The 15,752-nt window shown below is 49.7% G+C and carries 13 protein-coding genes; 4 read left to right on the top strand and 9 right to left on the bottom strand.

Annotated elements, in window-relative coordinates:
- The first annotated feature begins 31 nt into the window (after positions 1-31).
- The 3 genes from F4Y64_07255 (at position 32) to F4Y64_07245 (ending at position 5,257) form a co-directional block, all read left to right on the top strand.
- Entirely contained in the window at positions 32-2,611 is a 2,580-nt protein-coding gene (locus tag F4Y64_07255; protein ID MXX97398.1) for a sodium/solute symporter, read from the top strand.
- Positions 2,608-3,543 carry an N-acetylneuraminate lyase gene (locus tag F4Y64_07250; GenBank protein MXX97397.1) on the top strand — a complete coding sequence of 312 codons (936 nt, stop codon included), beginning with the start codon at positions 2,608-2,610 and terminating at the stop codon, positions 3,541-3,543. Before F4Y64_07255 ends, F4Y64_07250 begins: the two co-directional genes overlap by 4 nt.
- 154 nt (positions 3,544-3,697) lie before the next feature.
- Positions 3,698-5,257 carry an exo-alpha-sialidase gene (locus F4Y64_07245; GenBank protein ID MXX97396.1) on the top strand — a complete coding sequence of 520 codons (1,560 nt, stop codon included), beginning with the start codon at positions 3,698-3,700 and terminating at the stop codon, positions 5,255-5,257.
- Positions 5,258-5,331: 74 nt separating this feature from the next.
- Here the strand turns inward: F4Y64_07245 and F4Y64_07240 are convergent, their stop codons facing one another.
- The 9 genes from F4Y64_07240 to argG all read right to left on the bottom strand — a co-directional run bounded on the left by F4Y64_07240 (position 5,332) and on the right by argG (position 14,436).
- On the bottom strand, positions 5,332-6,156 hold the full coding sequence (locus F4Y64_07240; protein ID MXX97395.1) for an aminotransferase class IV: 825 nt from the start codon (positions 6,154-6,156) through the stop codon (positions 5,332-5,334).
- Complete coding sequence (locus F4Y64_07235) at positions 6,144-6,728, bottom strand: aminodeoxychorismate/anthranilate synthase component II (protein ID MXX97394.1); 585 nt, start codon at positions 6,726-6,728, stop codon at positions 6,144-6,146. Before F4Y64_07235 ends, F4Y64_07240 begins: the two co-directional genes overlap by 13 nt.
- Positions 6,725-8,071 (bottom strand): anthranilate synthase component I family protein, encoded by a 1,347-nt coding sequence (locus F4Y64_07230; GenBank protein MXX97393.1) that lies wholly within the window; start codon positions 8,069-8,071, stop codon positions 6,725-6,727. Before F4Y64_07230 ends, F4Y64_07235 begins: the two co-directional genes overlap by 4 nt.
- Before the next feature lie 149 nt (positions 8,072-8,220).
- Complete coding sequence (locus F4Y64_07225) at positions 8,221-9,297, bottom strand: M20/M25/M40 family metallo-hydrolase (protein MXX97392.1); 1,077 nt, start codon at positions 9,295-9,297, stop codon at positions 8,221-8,223.
- The gene (gene argB / locus F4Y64_07220; GenBank protein MXX97391.1) at positions 9,294-10,073 is read right to left on the bottom strand and encodes an acetylglutamate kinase; all 780 of its coding nucleotides are present in this window, start codon (positions 10,071-10,073) and stop codon (positions 9,294-9,296) included. The genes F4Y64_07225 and argB overlap by 4 nt, the downstream gene beginning before the upstream one ends.
- Positions 10,070-11,086 (bottom strand): N-acetylornithine carbamoyltransferase, encoded by a 1,017-nt coding sequence (locus F4Y64_07215; GenBank protein ID MXX97390.1) that lies wholly within the window; start codon positions 11,084-11,086, stop codon positions 10,070-10,072. The genes argB and F4Y64_07215 overlap by 4 nt, the downstream gene beginning before the upstream one ends.
- Positions 11,079-12,251: an aminotransferase class III-fold pyridoxal phosphate-dependent enzyme gene (locus F4Y64_07210; GenBank protein MXX97389.1), complete on the bottom strand. Its 1,173-nt coding sequence runs from the start codon at positions 12,249-12,251 to the stop codon at positions 11,079-11,081. The genes F4Y64_07215 and F4Y64_07210 overlap by 8 nt, the downstream gene beginning before the upstream one ends.
- On the bottom strand, positions 12,251-13,249 hold the full coding sequence (gene argC / locus F4Y64_07205; protein MXX97388.1) for an N-acetyl-gamma-glutamyl-phosphate reductase: 999 nt from the start codon (positions 13,247-13,249) through the stop codon (positions 12,251-12,253). The genes F4Y64_07210 and argC overlap by 1 nt, the downstream gene beginning before the upstream one ends.
- On the bottom strand, positions 13,246-14,436 hold the full coding sequence (gene argG / locus F4Y64_07200; GenBank protein ID MXX97387.1) for an argininosuccinate synthase: 1,191 nt from the start codon (positions 14,434-14,436) through the stop codon (positions 13,246-13,248). Before argG ends, argC begins: the two co-directional genes overlap by 4 nt.
- Positions 14,437-14,636: 200 nt before the next feature.
- On the opposite strand from argG, the gene moaA reads away from it, so the two are divergent.
- Entirely contained in the window at positions 14,637-15,719 is a 1,083-nt protein-coding gene (gene moaA / locus F4Y64_07195; GenBank protein MXX97386.1) for a GTP 3',8-cyclase MoaA, read from the top strand.
- Positions 15,720-15,752 lie beyond the last annotated feature (33 nt).

Raw genomic sequence — 15,752 nt, 5'->3', positions numbered from 1 at the left:
AGATTAAATATTCTTTCTGGGCGATGTATCCATGATAAAACTGGCCAAGCGAGTCCTTCTCCTATTTATCCTACTATTTCAAGTTGCTGCGCTGCAAGGCCAGGACGTGCGAACCGGAGAATTGTTTGATTGGTATCGGTTGCCTGATCTCCCGGATCCAATTGGAGTAGGTGGTCCATGCGCAGGAATCTCAAATGGAGCACTGGTCGTGGCCGGAGGTGCACATTTTCGGGACCCGTATCTGCAGGGTGGGGAGAAGATCTGGACTGACAGCCTCTACGTTCTGACCTCCTCCTTCAGTGAGTGGAAAAGCGGATTCACACTTACCAGGCCGACGGGCTATGCAGTAGCAGCCCAATGGGAAGATGAAGTAATCTGTGCAGGCGGGGGAAATGCCCTGGAGCATTTTGTGGAGGTGGTTGCGCTGCGCTGGGACGGCGAGAGCATCTCCCAGCGATTGTTGCCAGCACTTCCACAACCCAGAGCATTTGCTAGCGGGGCCGTAGCTGGAAATATCCTTTACATAGCCGGAGGACTGGAGACCCCCAACGATACCGTCGCGAGCAAGGATTTCTGGGCATTGGATCTTGCTGATCCTGATGCGCAATGGCAAATACTCGAATCTTTGCCTGGTCCATCTCGACATAGTGCTGTGTCGGGTGCCTTAGACGGGGAATTCTATCTCTTCAGTGGTACCGCGTTGAAGCCAAATTTGTCTGACTCAGTGGCTTACGAGTTTCTCACCGATGCCTATCGGTATGACCCTCAACATGGATGGGAGCAACTGCACGATCTACCGTATCCTACAGCTGCGGCCCCTTCTCCTGCAATCACTTTGGGCCCCTCACACCTTCTAGTATTGGGAGGTAATACTGGAGTAGATGTAGATCGCGTTCAAGAGCTCGGCAACCAACACCCTGGATTCAGCCGTAACGTGCTGGCCTATCACGTCATCACGGACACCTGGGCGCAGCTGGGAACTTTGCCCATGGGGCAGGTCACTGTCCCAACAGTGCAACAAGGCGATAATATTTTCATCTCAAGTGGTGAAACACGCCCGGGAGTACGAACTGCCGCGGTTTGGAAGGTCACACCCAGAAATACAGTCGCCCCGTTCGGCACAATAAATTACGTTGTCGTGGTTGTCTATTTCCTGGTCCTTGCAGGAATGGGTCTGTACTTCTGGAACCGTGGAAAAAGTGATACTGATTACTTTCTAGCTCGTAGACGTATCCCGTGGTGGGCAGCAGGAATCAGCATCTTCGGAACACAGCTGAGTGCCATCACCTTCATGGCCATCCCCGCCAAGGCTTACGCTACGGATTGGGTGTACTTTCTTGGGCAGATTGCCATCCTGCTGGTTGCCCCGATAGTAGTCTATCTTTATCTACCCTTCTTCCGCCGACTCCAGATAACGACGGCCTATGAATTTTTAGAGCGACGTTTTAATGTAGCAGTTCGACTTTTCGGTAGCCTTGCATTCGTTCTCCTCCAGCTCGGACGTATGGGAGTAGTGATCTTTCTCCCTGCAATAGCCTTATCCGCAGTTACAGGCTTCAATCTTTACTTGGCCATATTACTAATGGGACTACTGAGCACCTTCTATACAGCATTGGGAGGCATGGAAGCCGTTATTTGGTCAGATGTAATGCAGGTAATTGTACTCTTAGGCGGCGCTTTTTTGAGCCTCATTGTCTTGGTCTCGAACATTGAGGGTGGGGCTCCTGGATTGATAGAAGTTGCCACCGCTCAGAACAAATTTCATATTCTGACCTGGTCGTGGGATGCGACGACTACGGCAGTCTGGGTGGTGCTGGGAGGTTCAATTTTCAGCAACTTGATCCCCTATACAGCGGATCAAACGGTAGTTCAACGCTACCTAACCACGGCAAATGAAAAACTTGCTGCACGATCTGTCTGGACTAATGCAGTACTCACTATCCCCGGTAGCTTGCTTTTTTTCTGCTTGGGGACAGCCTTGTTTGTGTTCTACCAACAGCACGCAAGCGCTCTGGAGCCTTCGCTATCAACCGATGCAATCTTCCCGCTGTTTATCATACAGCAGTTACCCCAAGGTATATCAGGCCTCCTGATTGCCGGGATTTTTGCCGCAGCCATGTCCAGCCTTGACAGTAGTCTCAATAGCGCCGTTGCCGCACTGGTATGCGACTTTTACAAAAGATTTAAGCCGCGTTCCACTGCGTCAATCCGTCTGCGATTGGCCAAATGGCTGACTGTTGGATTAGGCTTTCTAGCTACCACCATTGGTTTACTAATGGCTACAATCGAAATTGCTTCATTGTTCGACTTTTTCCTTGAATTATTGGGATTATTGGGGAGCAGCCTGGCAGGTCTCTTTGCTCTGGGTATTTTTACGCGCCGTGCACATGGTACTGGGGCACTGATTGGCGCCTGTACCAGTGCAATCGTACTCTACTTAGTAAGTGCTTTCACAGCCATTCATTTCTTCCTTTATGCAAGTATTGGCATATTGACCTGCTTTGTCGTAGGATACATCATGAGTAACATTCTTCCCAGCCGTCACATACAGCTTAGCGGGTTAACAATCTATACTTTGGAAAGCGGGTTGCCGAAACAAGAATCGGAATGATGCAGGCGCCAATCGATAAATCAATCCGGCTGAGAGGTCTTACCGCGGCAGCGTTCACACCCATGAAAGATGATGCTCTAGTGGATCTTGACCGTATCCCAGACTTAGTCGAACATCTACTAAGAGATGGTGTCTCTGCATTATATGTATTGGGTAGTACGGGGGAAGGGGTCTCACTGACACTCCGCGAGCGGCAGCATACTGCAGTAAAATTTATGCAGGCTGTTGCCGGCCGTGTACCTGTGGTGGTCCATGTCGGACATAACAGTCTACAGGAAGCACAAACCCTCGCCAGGCATGCCCAACAGATTGGAGCCAGTGCTATTTCGGCCACGCCCCCTTATTATTTCAAGCCTGAATCGACAAGATCACTGGTGGACTGTCTGGCTGTGATTGCTGCAGGTGCACCGGATCTCCCATTCTACTACTACCATATCTCCGGAAAGACGGGGGTAGAGCTGGATCTGAATGATTTCCTGAGTTTGTCAGTGTCGCGATTGGATTCGCTCGTTGGTGTAAAATTTTCAGATACACGTCTGCACGAAGTCTCAGCGTGTCCTTATGCCGAAAGGTATGACTTTGTATGTGGCGTCGATGAGATGCTTCTCGGTGCATGGATGACAGGCATGCGCGGAGCAGTGGGTACGACATATAATTTTGCTACACCACTCTATAACCGTCTTATTACCTGCTGCGAACAGGGACGGATAGAAGAGGCCCGGCGCCATCAGGCGAGGGCATCTACGATGATAAAAGTAATTCTGAAAACCTGTGGACGTGCAGGATTCAAAGCTGTTATGGGTCTGATCGGCCAAGATTGTGGCCCCCACAGATTGCCCCATTCCACCGCTACACCGGCCCAAATTTCAGAAATGCGCAAAGCACTGGAAGAAATCGGATTTTTTGAATGGGCTCGAAAACATGCCGACTGAAAATTGTCCCACTTTTAAAGCACCCTTCTCATTACCTATGCGACGCCTCATATTAATCAATCAACTCGTGTGTATTCTCTTGGGCACATTACTATTGACATTCGCGGCCCTGGCACAAGAAACTATTACCGTCACCCAGAACGGTGTCGTGAAAATGGGCAGTCTGGGTACATGGGTTGAGCAGAATGGGTACATCGCAATTGTATCAGGCACGTCAGATGAAGCAGGGCTGTTCGCCGATCGTGACCTTGCGACGGGGGATTTCCAGATAACAGCACAGCTCAGCCTTCCCGAGCTAAACGCTACGGGCGCAGCATTCCAGTTGGGAGAGAGTTATCTCGGGTTTGATGGCCCCAATCAACAGCTATACCTGTCTGGTGCTTTAGCAGGCTGGCATCATGTAGTTCTTGGTGATGCCCGCCCCCATCTTGAACCCGGAGAATGGTTTACTTTTGAAGCTATCCGAACAGATGGTGTAATCCGGTTTCTGATTGATGATCAGTTGATTCATTCAGTGGGTAGCTTTGCAGGTATCGGGCGGTTTGGGTTCACATTTTCCTCGCTTGGCCGTGTAGCGCCTTTGGCAAAAGGTGAACTCCACATCCGGGAATTTGTCACCACGGGCGTTTTCCACCCAAGTGGTACAAACAGGCCCGGGGGATTCAGTATCCCGCTCGTTGACCTTGCCGAAGATACTCACCGACAAGTATTAGTAGATCGAGAGTCAAACCAGTACCTCGGCCATCCAACCACTGTGCTGCTGGATGACCAGCATACAATCATCACCGTATATCCAAAGGGACACGGACGCGGTGCAGTTGTGATGAAGAAAAGTCACGACAGCGGGCTCACTTGGAGTGACCGCCTCCCCGTGCCGGACAACTGGTCAACCTCACAGGAGGTCCCAACACTCTATCCGGTAATTGATCGTGATGGGACAAAGCGCTTAATCATGTTTTCCGGGTTGTATCCCATCCGTATGGCTGTTTCCGAGGACGAAGGAAACACTTGGAGCCCATTAGATCCCATTGGAGATTTTGGTGGAATCGTAGCTATGGGAGATGTAATTCGATTGCGAGATGGCCGCTATATGGCATTTTTTCACGACGATGGAAGGTTTATCAATGGACGAGAGGAAGAGCGGGGACAATTTTATGTGTACAAGACCGTATCGTCCGATGGCGGGCTAACTTGGAGTCAGCCCGAAGTTGTCGTTACGCATCCCGTGGCTGATCTGTGCGAACCAGGTGTCATTCGGTCCCCCGACGGCCAACAAATCGCCATGTTACTGAGAGAGAATAGCCGTCAGTTCAACAGCTTCGTAACGTTCTCGGATGATGAAGGCGCAACATGGAGTACACCAATGGAAGTCACAGGCGCTCTCACCGGTGACAGACATCAGGCCATCTACGGCCCGGATGGTCGACTATTTATTTCATTTCGTGACCGTACACATGTTTCACCCACATGGGGCGACTGGGTCGGATGGGTTGGTACGTATGAGGATATCGTGCATGGTCAGGAAGGACAGTATCGTGTACGACTTATGGACAACCACGAGGGGGCTGATACTGCCTATCCGGGAGTTGAGATACTTCCCGACGGGACCGTGGTTACTACTACGTATGGTCACTGGACAAAAAACGAGTCCCCTTACATTATGAGCGTTCGCTTTACGTTCGAAGAGCTTGATAACAAGGTCGCTGAGAACTAAATATTCGGCTCTTGCAGCAATGAAAGTGGTCGAGCAATACCCGTTCAAAATTCTCAAGCGGATCTGGACGGACTTCAATGCTCGCTGGATGTCCTGACCAGCTCCATGGCAGTGTCTTCCAGTCCATCTGGTAACTGTGGCCGAAGCTCTCGCCCGTCCATTTTTGAAATTGGCACCGCTAGTCGCCCGCTGTTCGTCATGAATGCAGCTTCCACGAACCGCAACTCGTCTTCCGTTATCGTTTGTTCTATAATTCCAAGACCTATGTGTGGAGCAGTCTTCATAACCCATTGACGCATGATCCCTGGCAGGATACCGTCGGAGACCGGTGGAGTCATCCAGGTGTTGCCAATTTTCAGAAACAGATTCCCGGTCGTAACGCAGCAAACATTTCCGCGGGTATTTAAGAAGAGTGCATCGTCATAGCCTTCAGTGCGGGCGGCTCGCAGAGCCGCCAGGTTATCCGTATAGGCAAGGGTTTTATGGCGGCTTGTGAGTGAGGTATGATTTCGGCGAATAAGACTGGTTTGCAGTGAGATTGGCTTAAACTGATCACTCCTGTTCAGCGGTGATAGGCTCAGTAGAACTGTTGGGGGTATCATTTGAGTATTCAAACTCCATCTTTCTGCAGGGCCTGATGTAACCGTGATGCGCAACACTCCATTCTGATCTTCGGTCAGGTTGTTATCAAGTAGATCGTTGATCCTTTGCTGATCAATGTTAATCTCAAGCGCAGTCGCATCACGCACAAGCCTGTTCACGTGAGCCGAGCGCAGGACCATGGTGCCGCACACAATCAAGGATGTGTCAAATACCCCATCTGCGAGCAGTAGTCCCCGATCTCGTAGATCAAAAGGACGAATTGCGTGTTGTCTGCCCAACTGCTCTAAGAGGAACATTGAAACCGCTCTACAATCTGTACGAAATTATGCAGGAGTTCATGTCCAGATTTACTCAATATTGATTCTGGATGAAATTGAACTCCAAATGTAGGGTTCTGCTTGTGTCGCAGGGCCATGATTTCCCCCTCTGGTGATTTGGCCTGAATGATCAGATCACTTTTATCAACTTGTGTCACGATTAGGGAGTGGTACAGGCCTGCGGTCAACGGATTGGGTAACCCTTTGAACAGGCCACATCCATCGTGTATCATAGAGCTTGCCCGACCATACTTCGGGAACCGGGCATGTGTCACCACCGCGCCATAGGACTGTGCGATTACCTGATGGCCGAGGCATACACCCAGGATCGGGATTCGCCCAGAAAAATGCGAAGTTACACTCAAACTGATCCCGGCTTCATTTGGTGTGCAGGGACCTGGCGAAATTACCAGCGCTTTGGGCTGCATTACTTCGATATCATCCAGCGTTACATGATCAGATCCAACCACATCGGTCGCCTCACCAAGCTCCCTGAAATATCGGCTGATATTATAGACAAAGCTGTCTCGGTTGTCAAGTATCAAGATCATTCAACGCTTGCTTTTTCAGTCCCATCAAGTATCTTCTGTGCCTTCAGCAAGGTCTCAGAATACTCCTCATTTGGATGGGACAAAGAAGTAATCCCACCCCCGACAGCGAGCCATGCACGGTCGTCTTGGAATTGAATAGTCCGGATCATGATGTTAAAATCTGCTGCACCGTCAAACCCAAAATATCCAAATGATCCGCAAAAGGCACGACGGGAAAATTGTTCTATCTGATCAATGATCTCCATGGAACGGCGTTTCGGTGCTCCTGTGATGGATCCTCCAGGAAACACAGCAGACAAAAGATCAAAGGCATCCTTACCATCCTCTAACTGGCCTTGAACAGAAGATGTGAGTTGATGCAATCCGGCATAGGATTCCAGTACGCAAAGCTCAGGCACTCTCACCGAATGAGGCTTACAGACTCGTGACAAGTCATTGCGAAGTAGGTCCACGATCATGATATTTTCAGCGCGGTCCTTTTCAGACTTGAGAAGCCGCTCTCTGAGCTGTTGATCTTCATCGGGATAGTCTGACCGTGCAATCGTTCCTTTGATCGGTCTTGCTTCGGCCAGTCCCTGCGCATTCACGGTGATCAGGCGTTCTGGGGAGGTACATGCAATGCTCCGCTTGCCGAAAACGCCATACGCAGAAAAGGGAGCAGGATTACTCTTTCGGGTAGAAAGATAGATATGCAACGGGTCTGTATCTCGGGGTAAATCTGCCGCGAAAGTCTGAGCAAAGTTCGCCTGGTAAATGTCTCCGGCGTGAATGAAATCAAGGATATCATGCACTGCTTTCAAATAGTCCTGTTTTGTGATCTCATTGCGCCAGATAAGATCCACTGTAGGAGTAACAGGTTTTGGTATGTCCCGAATATCCTGTCTGACTGCATTGATGCGTGCTTTTGCGATGTCCTCGCACGGCTTGTTTGATCCATTTTTAAAGCCAGACGAGATGATCCACGTAAGGTCGGCATGGTGATCCACAGCGACAATTGTATCATACAACCTGAAGTGGCAGTTTGCACCGCCTTGGTTACGAGTCTGTATGGCTATTGGGGAACCATTTTCGGTAAACTCGTAATCAAAAAACCCCACCAATCCCCCCTGAAATGGAGGACCGTCCTCCATACATCTGACAGTCGTATAACGATGGAGTACACTCCGCAGATCATCCATCTTTGCCGTTGCCGGGATGGATTCAACCGGATCAATACAGAGATAGGAGTAACGGTCAAACCGCAGAGATCTTGATGAACTGTCTAGCCAGATTAACCCATGCCCTTGCGCATATTTCTGCGCCAGAGGCTGTAGATCTACCGCTGCTAATCTCAGTGCCCACATACAGTTGCTGCATCTCCCGACCGAGGAGATTCTGATGATGCCCTTCGTCCAATTACTACTCGCCGCTCATAAAGAAGTGTATCTTCCGTGTTCCCGTGTTTGGCATAATTTTGTCACAGCCCGACTCGGAGAAGTGAGAGAAGAGTATTCTACCTGCTCAAGCTAAAATATTTCTTCACGGCAGTCTTATAGAAGTCGACAGCTTGAACGACCTCAGATTGGTCCACATGCTCATTTGCCGTATGGGATAGTTCACTAGAGCCGGGGCCAATTTTCACCGCAGGAATCCCCTGCAAGTATATCCAGTCGCTTGCAGTTGGAGAGCCCTCTGGTTGAGTCCCAGGGGCTGCAGTCAGGCAAGCTTCCACGATGGGCTCATCTGTCGCAGTACATACGGGGATAATCCGATCGCTGTGAACAGTGACCTCGGATTCCACGGCAGCGCGAATCGTTGCGACGATTTCATCGTGTGTATAGGCGGGAGTGCTTCGAATGTCTAGATAAATGGTGCAATGATCGGGGATCACGTTTCGGGCAACTCCCCCTTGGATGGTCGTCACATTCATGCTGGTGTCCCCCAGAATGGGATGACACCGATCGAACTTGAGTTTCAATAAACGCCGGATATCATCTGCAGCCTTGAGGATTGCGTTCTCTCCAAGCGCATGCCGAGCTGCATGAGCACTGTGGCCTTTGGCATCAAGCCGTAATACAAGCAATCCTTTCTGAGCAACTACGGGGAGTAAATTCGTCGGCTCACCGACTAATGCAGACTGTGGCCGCGGCAGCTTGGTCTGCAAGAGTTTTTGTAGGCCATTATTCTCATAATCAGTCTCCTCACACTCGGTCAAGGCAACGATGAGCTGACCCTCTTCCGGCTTCCAATTTTCGGATGCTAACTCCAGGAGTGCCGATGTCATGGCAGCCCCGGATGCTTTTGCATCTGAGGCACCTCTACCATAGATCTTCCCGTTTATGCGCGTAGCATCGAAGGGGGGATAGGGATGGCTGGAAGAGGGAGGGACTACATCTAGGTGAGATGCCAGGAGCAATTTGTTTGGCCCATCTCCTAACCAGAAGAACAAGCTATTTTCAATACGCTCGCTTTGAATTCCCGCTTGATCCACATAGGATTGCATGTAAGAACAAATTTCATCCTCCTGACCACTCAATGATGGGAATCGAATCATTGAGTCTAGCAGGCTGAGCACCTTTTTTTCTCTCATTCTTTCTCCATGATAATTGAAGTGGCATTCTGTTTCTCGAGCAGATCATCTACTCCTAAAACCCACACACTGGAAACTCCTTTTTCGAGTGCACTGCGTGCTGTTTGAATCTTTACAGACATCCCTCCACTGATCCATCCCTGTGTGATCCCGGCTGTTTCGTCGGAGGGGGAACATGTTCGAAGTAGTGAAGAAGGGTCGTTCAGGTTTCGAAGAACACCCCCCGAATCCGTTACCAGAAGTAGTTCTTTTGCATGGATACGTGCTGCGAGTGTGTAGGCAACCGTATCCGCGTTGACATTGTAGCGCTGTCCCGAATTGTCAATGCCAAGTGGAGCGATGATGGAGATGAATCCAGCATCAGAAATCGTTTCAATCAGGGTGGTATCAATGGAGACGATTTCACCAACCCAGCCAAAATCAACTTTCTCACCATCAATAAGCCATGGTTCGCGTCGACGGACGTTTATCATGGCTCCATCAGCTCCGCTAAGCCCAACTGCTTTCAGTCCACAGGCATTTGCCTCGGCTACCAGCTTCACATTCACGGCGCCTCTCATCGCCCACTCAGCAATTTTAAGGTCCAAGGGACCCGTGACCCGGCGCCCTTCAATGATTTTGGGAGCATGACCAAGTCGGTTGGCCAAACTGGTTGACTGGATTCCACCACCATGTACAATCACCACAGGAGAATCCATGGCCTTGATCTGATCCCAGAATCGTGTCAAATTATCAAGGACAGCCCCGCCAATCTTAATCACGATTGGTGCTCTCATATGAGATTCCAGGCTCGTTCTAGGATTGCTATTTGTGCATGCAGTCTAAATTCTGCCTGCAATAGATGGATGGCTTGTGAGCTGTTGAGAACAGCATCCTCCACCACGACTCCCCGGCGCACAGGGAGGCAATGCATAAAGGCGGCATTACCGAGATGGTGTTCTCGAACTTGCCAACTCTGGTACTGATCGCGTAACACTTTTTCCTGGTCCAGATCATCATAACGCAACTGACTTCCCCAGGCTTTGGCATAAATGATGTCTGCTCCCTCGCAGGCAGCGTCCTGATCATCTGTTTCTGTTAATGAGAAGCCATGCTTTGACGTATATGATTCCGCGAGTCGCATAATCTCAGGGTCAAGCTCAAACCCTTTTGGTCGCGCAATGGTGACCTGCATGCCAAGCCGGGTTGCCATTAAAAGGGCAGAATTCGGTACGGCCTGTGCTAATGCTCGAGGATGCCATGCCCACGAAAGAACAAAGCGTCGTCCTTTGACTTCATCACTGAAGTGTTCTCTGATCGTTGCAGCGTCTGCCAGGGCCTGGCAAGGGTGATATAAAGCGGATTCGAGGTTGATAACCGGTACAGTAGCAGTCTCAAGAATTTTTTTGAATCGTGCTTCGCTTTGATCAATTGCATAATCAGTACCTGTTGCAAATAGGCGCACGCCCAACGCGTCATAGTATCGTGAAAGTACGCCAATCGCCTCCCGGATGTGCTCTACTGATTTGCCATCCATACGAACACCATCATTCCATTCCATTCCCCATACACCAGATCCCGGGATAATGACCGAGGTATGAGCACCGAGTCGAGCTGCCGCTACTTCCATAGATGTGCGTGTACGCAACGAGGAATTAAAGAAGAGCAGTCCAAGACTGCGGAGAGTGTCCGGTTTGCGTAACGATCGGGGGCGATGATAATGATGGCGGGTACGAGCTAATTGCTCTTCCCATGTCAAGTTATCTTCGAGATGCCAATCAAATAAGTGATGCAGTCCTGAATCAGGCATGAGCACGCACCATCACGTCTTTGAACGCATCAGCGAATTCTGAAATATGCTCTGCATTGGTGATCAGAGGTGGCATGAGGCGCATGACATTCGGATCTGCACTTCCACCGGCTAATACGCCATTTTTACGCAGAGCTGGAAGAATATCACTTGTACTCAGCTCAGTCCTTACGCCGATCAGGCAGCCGTGTCCGCACACTTCAGTCACGTACGGTTTGATCGCAGTCTCAATGGCATCAAATATTTCCGGCGCTCGCTCCATCAGGCCATCATTTTGGATCGATTCCAAGGTTGCGATGACAGCGCTCATTGCAATCATGCCTCCGCCAAAGGTAGATCCCTGATCTCCATACTGAACTTCATCAGAGAGTCGGTCACTTAACAACAACGCACCGACGGGAATCCCAGATCCGAGGCTTTTAGCGAGCGTGATCATGTCTGGAGTTACTCCAAATTGTTCACTAATACTAAATGTGCCGGTGCGTCCCACACCGGTCTGGATTTCGTCAAAAATCAGCAACACATCATGTCGATTGCACAGCTCGCGGAGCCCTTGGAAGTAATCGCTGGAAGCTTCTACGATTCCAGCAATACTCTGAATTGGCTCAAGGAGTATGGCTGCAATGCCTTCGTTCCGAGAAAGGATCGATTCTACAGATTCCAGATCTCCAAACTCGGCGAAATAATGCGCGGATGCCAATACATCCTTGAAAGGATTTCTATAGGATGGATTCCAGGTGGTTGCCAGGCTTCCAAGAGTACGTCCGTGAAATCCGTTTTTTGTAGAGATGATACCGTTTCGGCCGGTGGATTTTCTAGCGATCTTGAGCGCCGTTTCAATTGCTTCCGTACCGGAGTTGCAGAAGAAAATCCGATGGAGTGGCGCCATTTCTGCCAGTAGCCTAGCAGCATGAGCCCGGGTATCGTTGTAAACAACATTCGAATAAAAGAGAAGCCGCTCACTCTGCTTTTGAATTGCATCCACCACCGGGGCAGGGCAATGCCCAAGGGCAGTCACACAGTGGCCTCCGTAAAAATCCAGATAACGATTCCCATCCGCATCCCATACATAGCATCCTTTGCCACGCACGAGTGCGAGGGGCATTTTCTTATAGGTCGGGATGAGAAATGTATCTTCATCCTTCAAGATCGTTTGCGTTTTCATCAGTGAGTTTCCGCTACAAGCCCGGTTGTGATCGACAAGTCCGTCAACAGATTCATGTTCTGGATTGCTTGTGAAGCAGCCCCGCGAAGCATGTTGTCTAAAGCAAAGCCAATCACGAGATCTTCATCTCGCATGACCCATCCCAAATCGCAATACGGAGAACCGACGGCATAATGCAGTTCTGGAAGTTTACCTGGCCAGAGTCGAATGAGCGGATGGTGATCATACAGGTCCTTGAACCATTTTGCAATTTCGGATTCAGGTAGGGGAGATTTAAGTTGGATTGTTCCCCATATGCCGCGTGTCCAGGGTCCAGATACCGGCACCATAGCCAGATGAATACCGGAACCGACAAACTGTGAAATCTCAGCTAAATGCTGATGATCAAGCACCTTGTAGGCTCGTACATTCCCATCTCTCTCTGGGAAATGAGTCGTTGGTTTTGGACGAATTCCTGAACCGGATGCTCCAGTGAGTGCGATGATAGAAGCGTCGGCTTCCGCACAGCATTGGTTAATCGGCCAGATAGCAAGAAGCATTCCCGTCGCAAAACAACCAGGATTCGCAATGAAACGGGTAGAGTAGGGGGCAAAGAGTTCTGGTTGTCCGTATTTAAATTCGGGGATCAGTTCAGGAGCAGGGTGTTTCACATTAAAGAGTGATTCGAACTTCGATACATCTTTAAACCTGAAATCAGAGCTCATGTCAATAATGTATCCCGTATATCCATTATCAATCAATGCTCTGACGCTCGCCGCCCCCTTACCATGTTCGGCAGCCACGAATACGACATCAATATCTGACGCATCAAATTCCGTAGCAGCGGTAAATTGAATCTTTTGTTGTCCTCGTAGTGCTGGATGTGCGACATGCAGTGGTTTCCCTGCATAGGTTCGGCTGGTGACGCATGCAAGCGATGCATGAGGATGCTGAAGGATCAGTCGTATAAGCTCACGGCCAACGTAGCCGCTGCCATGCAGAACTGCTGTACGAATCATTTTTTCGAGCGTGCCTTGTACGCGAGATAAGCTTGAAGGCCGCTGAGTTTCGAAAAACTGCGAGCATCGGGTCCATCCCAGAGAGCAGTCTCTTCGCCATAAGTGGCCACGCCATTATCAAACATGGAATAGGGACTTTCGCAGCCCTGGACGGAAATATTACCCTTATAAAGCCGAACGAATACGGAACCGGTAACCCCATGCTGGGAGGAGGTCAGGAATGCTTCAATATCTCTCATTACGGGATCGAAGTATTGTCCTTCGTGGAGTAGCATACCATAGAAGTCGCTCAACTGATCCTTTTGATAGCGTTGCCATTTGGTGAGGACAAGCTTCTCTAACTCTCTGTGTGCGGTGATCAGAATCAGAGGGGCAGGAGCCTCAAATCCAATTCGTCCCTTGAGTCCAAATATCGTATCCCCGACATGAATATTTCGTCCAGCTCCGTGCTTGGCACCGACAGAGGCAAGTTTGGTGATTAATGCAACGGGAGGCAATTCCTCACCATCCAAGGCAATGGGTAAGCCATTCTCGAATTGAATACGCAGCTCAAGGCCTGCTTCAGGTGCTTCAGCGGCAGGTACAGTATGTGGGTAGGCTTCATCCGGTAATGGCTTGGCGGTCCCGAGCGTTTCTTCACCTCCAATGGTTGTTCCCCAGAGCCCTTCATTGATGGAATACCGGGTCGTCTTTTCAGGGACGGAGAATCCTCGCTCAAGAAGAAATCCTGTTGTGTCCTTCCTAGTGAGTCCTTCATCACGGATTGGTGTGATGAGTTCCATTTCATCAGCGAACAGGTGGACCACAGAATCGAATCGTACTTGATCGTTGCCTGCTCCCGTTGAGCCATGCGCAATTGCCCGAGCTCCGACCTGTCGGGCAATCTTGACAACCTCAAGAGCTTGCACCACACGTTCTGCGCCGACACAGAGGGGATATACACCTCCACGTAAGACATTTCCCATAATGAGAAACTTCAAATAGTCCTCATACAGGGTCTGACGGGCATCAATGTGAAAATGTTTTTCTGCCCCAAGCTGTATGGAGCGAGCTTTCAAGGCAGTCTCATCCAGGGATGCGCCAGTATCCACCGTTACGGTAAATACTGATTCATCGTACTTTTCACGCAAGTATGGAACGCAAAAAGAGGTGTCTAAGCCGCCACTAAATGCCAGTACGATTCCCATTCTGTCTCGATTCCTGAACAGCCGCACTTTAACGCATGGAGGTAACCTTGGATCAATAACTGTCCCAAACCACACGCAGGGTTGATCAACACATGAACGAACCAGATCACTTTGTCAGAGTTGTTCAATCTGGCAGATTGGAGATCAGATCTTACATTTCCGACTGTTGTAGAACTTGCTTGTAGCCTCGCAGTGCAAAGATGATGTTCGAACTTAAGGTTTTATCGGAGCCAGACATCATCCCTACGTCGCAGGTTCCCGATGATTTCCCATTATCCTATTCACCCGCTAAGAGTCAGGCCAGCGTTCTTTCGGATGGGTTTGGAAGGGTGCACAACTATCTCAGAATTTCACTTGTTGAGCGCTGTAACCTGAGATGTGGCTACTGTATGCCAGAAGATGGGCTTGACTGGACATCGCCCGAAAAATTGTTAACGGATCAGGAAATCATCCGTTTAGCACGGCTTTTTGTTGAGCAGGGTGTGACAAAGATCCGTTTGACTGGAGGAGAGCCTCTACTCAGGTCAGGGATTGAAAAAATTGCTGAAGAACTAGGCTCCTTGCCAGGACTTCAGACCCTTGCGATGACGACCAATGCGCTACTGCTAAAACGTAGGCTACATGCACTACGGGCAGCTGGAGTGAATTTGATCAATGTAAGTCTGGATACATTGCAGCCTGATCGCTTTAAAGCGATCACGCGTCGAGATGGCCTTGAGCTTGTATTGGCTGCAATTGAAAGTGCTCTAAAGATGGGATATTCTCCGCTCAAGGTCAACTGTGTTGTGATGAGGGGAGTGAATGAGGATGAGCTTGTCGACTTTGTTGAATTCACCTGTGATCGTCCGATCGAGGTTCGTTTCATTGAGTTCATGCCTTTTGATGGTAATCGCTGGAATGAGGATAAACTGGTCCCTTACGACCAGATGCTCCGTATTATTCGCCGAGTGTATCCAATTGAGGCACTGCACAACGGCCGCAATGAAACAGCTAAACTGTACAAAGTCCCGGGGTTTCTTGGTCAAGTCGGGTTTATCACATCCATGACAGATCATTTCTGTGAAGGCTGCAATCGTCTCCGGATCACGGCAGATGGTCACCTAAAAGTATGTCTGTTTGGGCGCTCCGAAGTAAACCTACGCCGTGTAATGCGAAGTGGAGCCAGTGATCAGGATTTACTGGAACTGATCCATACAGCGGTAAGCAGAAAACACGCTCGGCATGCCGGGATGCATCTCATTGCAGCCTCTAAAAATCGCCCAATGATTACGATAGGAGGATAACATGTTTAATCTGCTGATCATGGTCGTACTCGC

The organism is Rhodothermaceae bacterium (genome assembly GCA_009838195.1).
Classification (GTDB): Bacteria; Bacteroidota; Rhodothermia; order Rhodothermales; family Bin80; genus Bin80.
Note: the sequence above shows the minus strand (reverse complement) of the source record. Positions and strands in the feature narration are given on the sequence as shown.

Excerpts from the sequence above, each read along its gene's own strand:
- F4Y64_07215 (MXX97390.1), bottom strand. The coding sequence starts at position 11,086 with ATGCCTGATTCAGGACTGCATCACTTATTTGATTGGCATCTCGAAGAT.
- F4Y64_07210 (MXX97389.1), bottom strand. The coding sequence starts at position 12,251 with ATGAAAACGCAAACGATCTTGAAGGATGAAGATACATTTCTCATCCCG.
- argG (MXX97387.1), bottom strand. The coding sequence starts at position 14,436 with ATGGGAATCGTACTGGCATTTAGTGGCGGCTTAGACACCTCTTTTTGC.
- F4Y64_07245 (MXX97396.1), top strand. The coding sequence starts at position 3,698 with ATGGGCAGTCTGGGTACATGGGTTGAGCAGAATGGGTACATCGCAATT.
- F4Y64_07225 (MXX97392.1), bottom strand. The coding sequence starts at position 9,297 with ATGAGAGAAAAAAAGGTGCTCAGCCTGCTAGACTCAATGATTCGATTC.
- F4Y64_07255 (MXX97398.1), top strand. The coding sequence starts at position 32 with ATGATAAAACTGGCCAAGCGAGTCCTTCTCCTATTTATCCTACTATTT.
- F4Y64_07230 (MXX97393.1), bottom strand. The coding sequence starts at position 8,071 with ATGTGGGCACTGAGATTAGCAGCGGTAGATCTACAGCCTCTGGCGCAG.
- F4Y64_07240 (MXX97395.1), bottom strand. The coding sequence starts at position 6,156 with ATGTTCCTCTTAGAGCAGTTGGGCAGACAACACGCAATTCGTCCTTTT.
- argB (MXX97391.1), bottom strand. The coding sequence starts at position 10,073 with ATGAGAGCACCAATCGTGATTAAGATTGGCGGGGCTGTCCTTGATAAT.
- argC (MXX97388.1), bottom strand. The coding sequence starts at position 13,249 with ATGATTCGTACAGCAGTTCTGCATGGCAGCGGCTACGTTGGCCGTGAG.
- F4Y64_07250 (MXX97397.1), top strand. The coding sequence starts at position 2,608 with ATGATGCAGGCGCCAATCGATAAATCAATCCGGCTGAGAGGTCTTACC.
- F4Y64_07235 (MXX97394.1), bottom strand. The coding sequence starts at position 6,728 with ATGATCTTGATACTTGACAACCGAGACAGCTTTGTCTATAATATCAGC.
- moaA (MXX97386.1), top strand. The coding sequence starts at position 14,637 with ATGATGTTCGAACTTAAGGTTTTATCGGAGCCAGACATCATCCCTACG.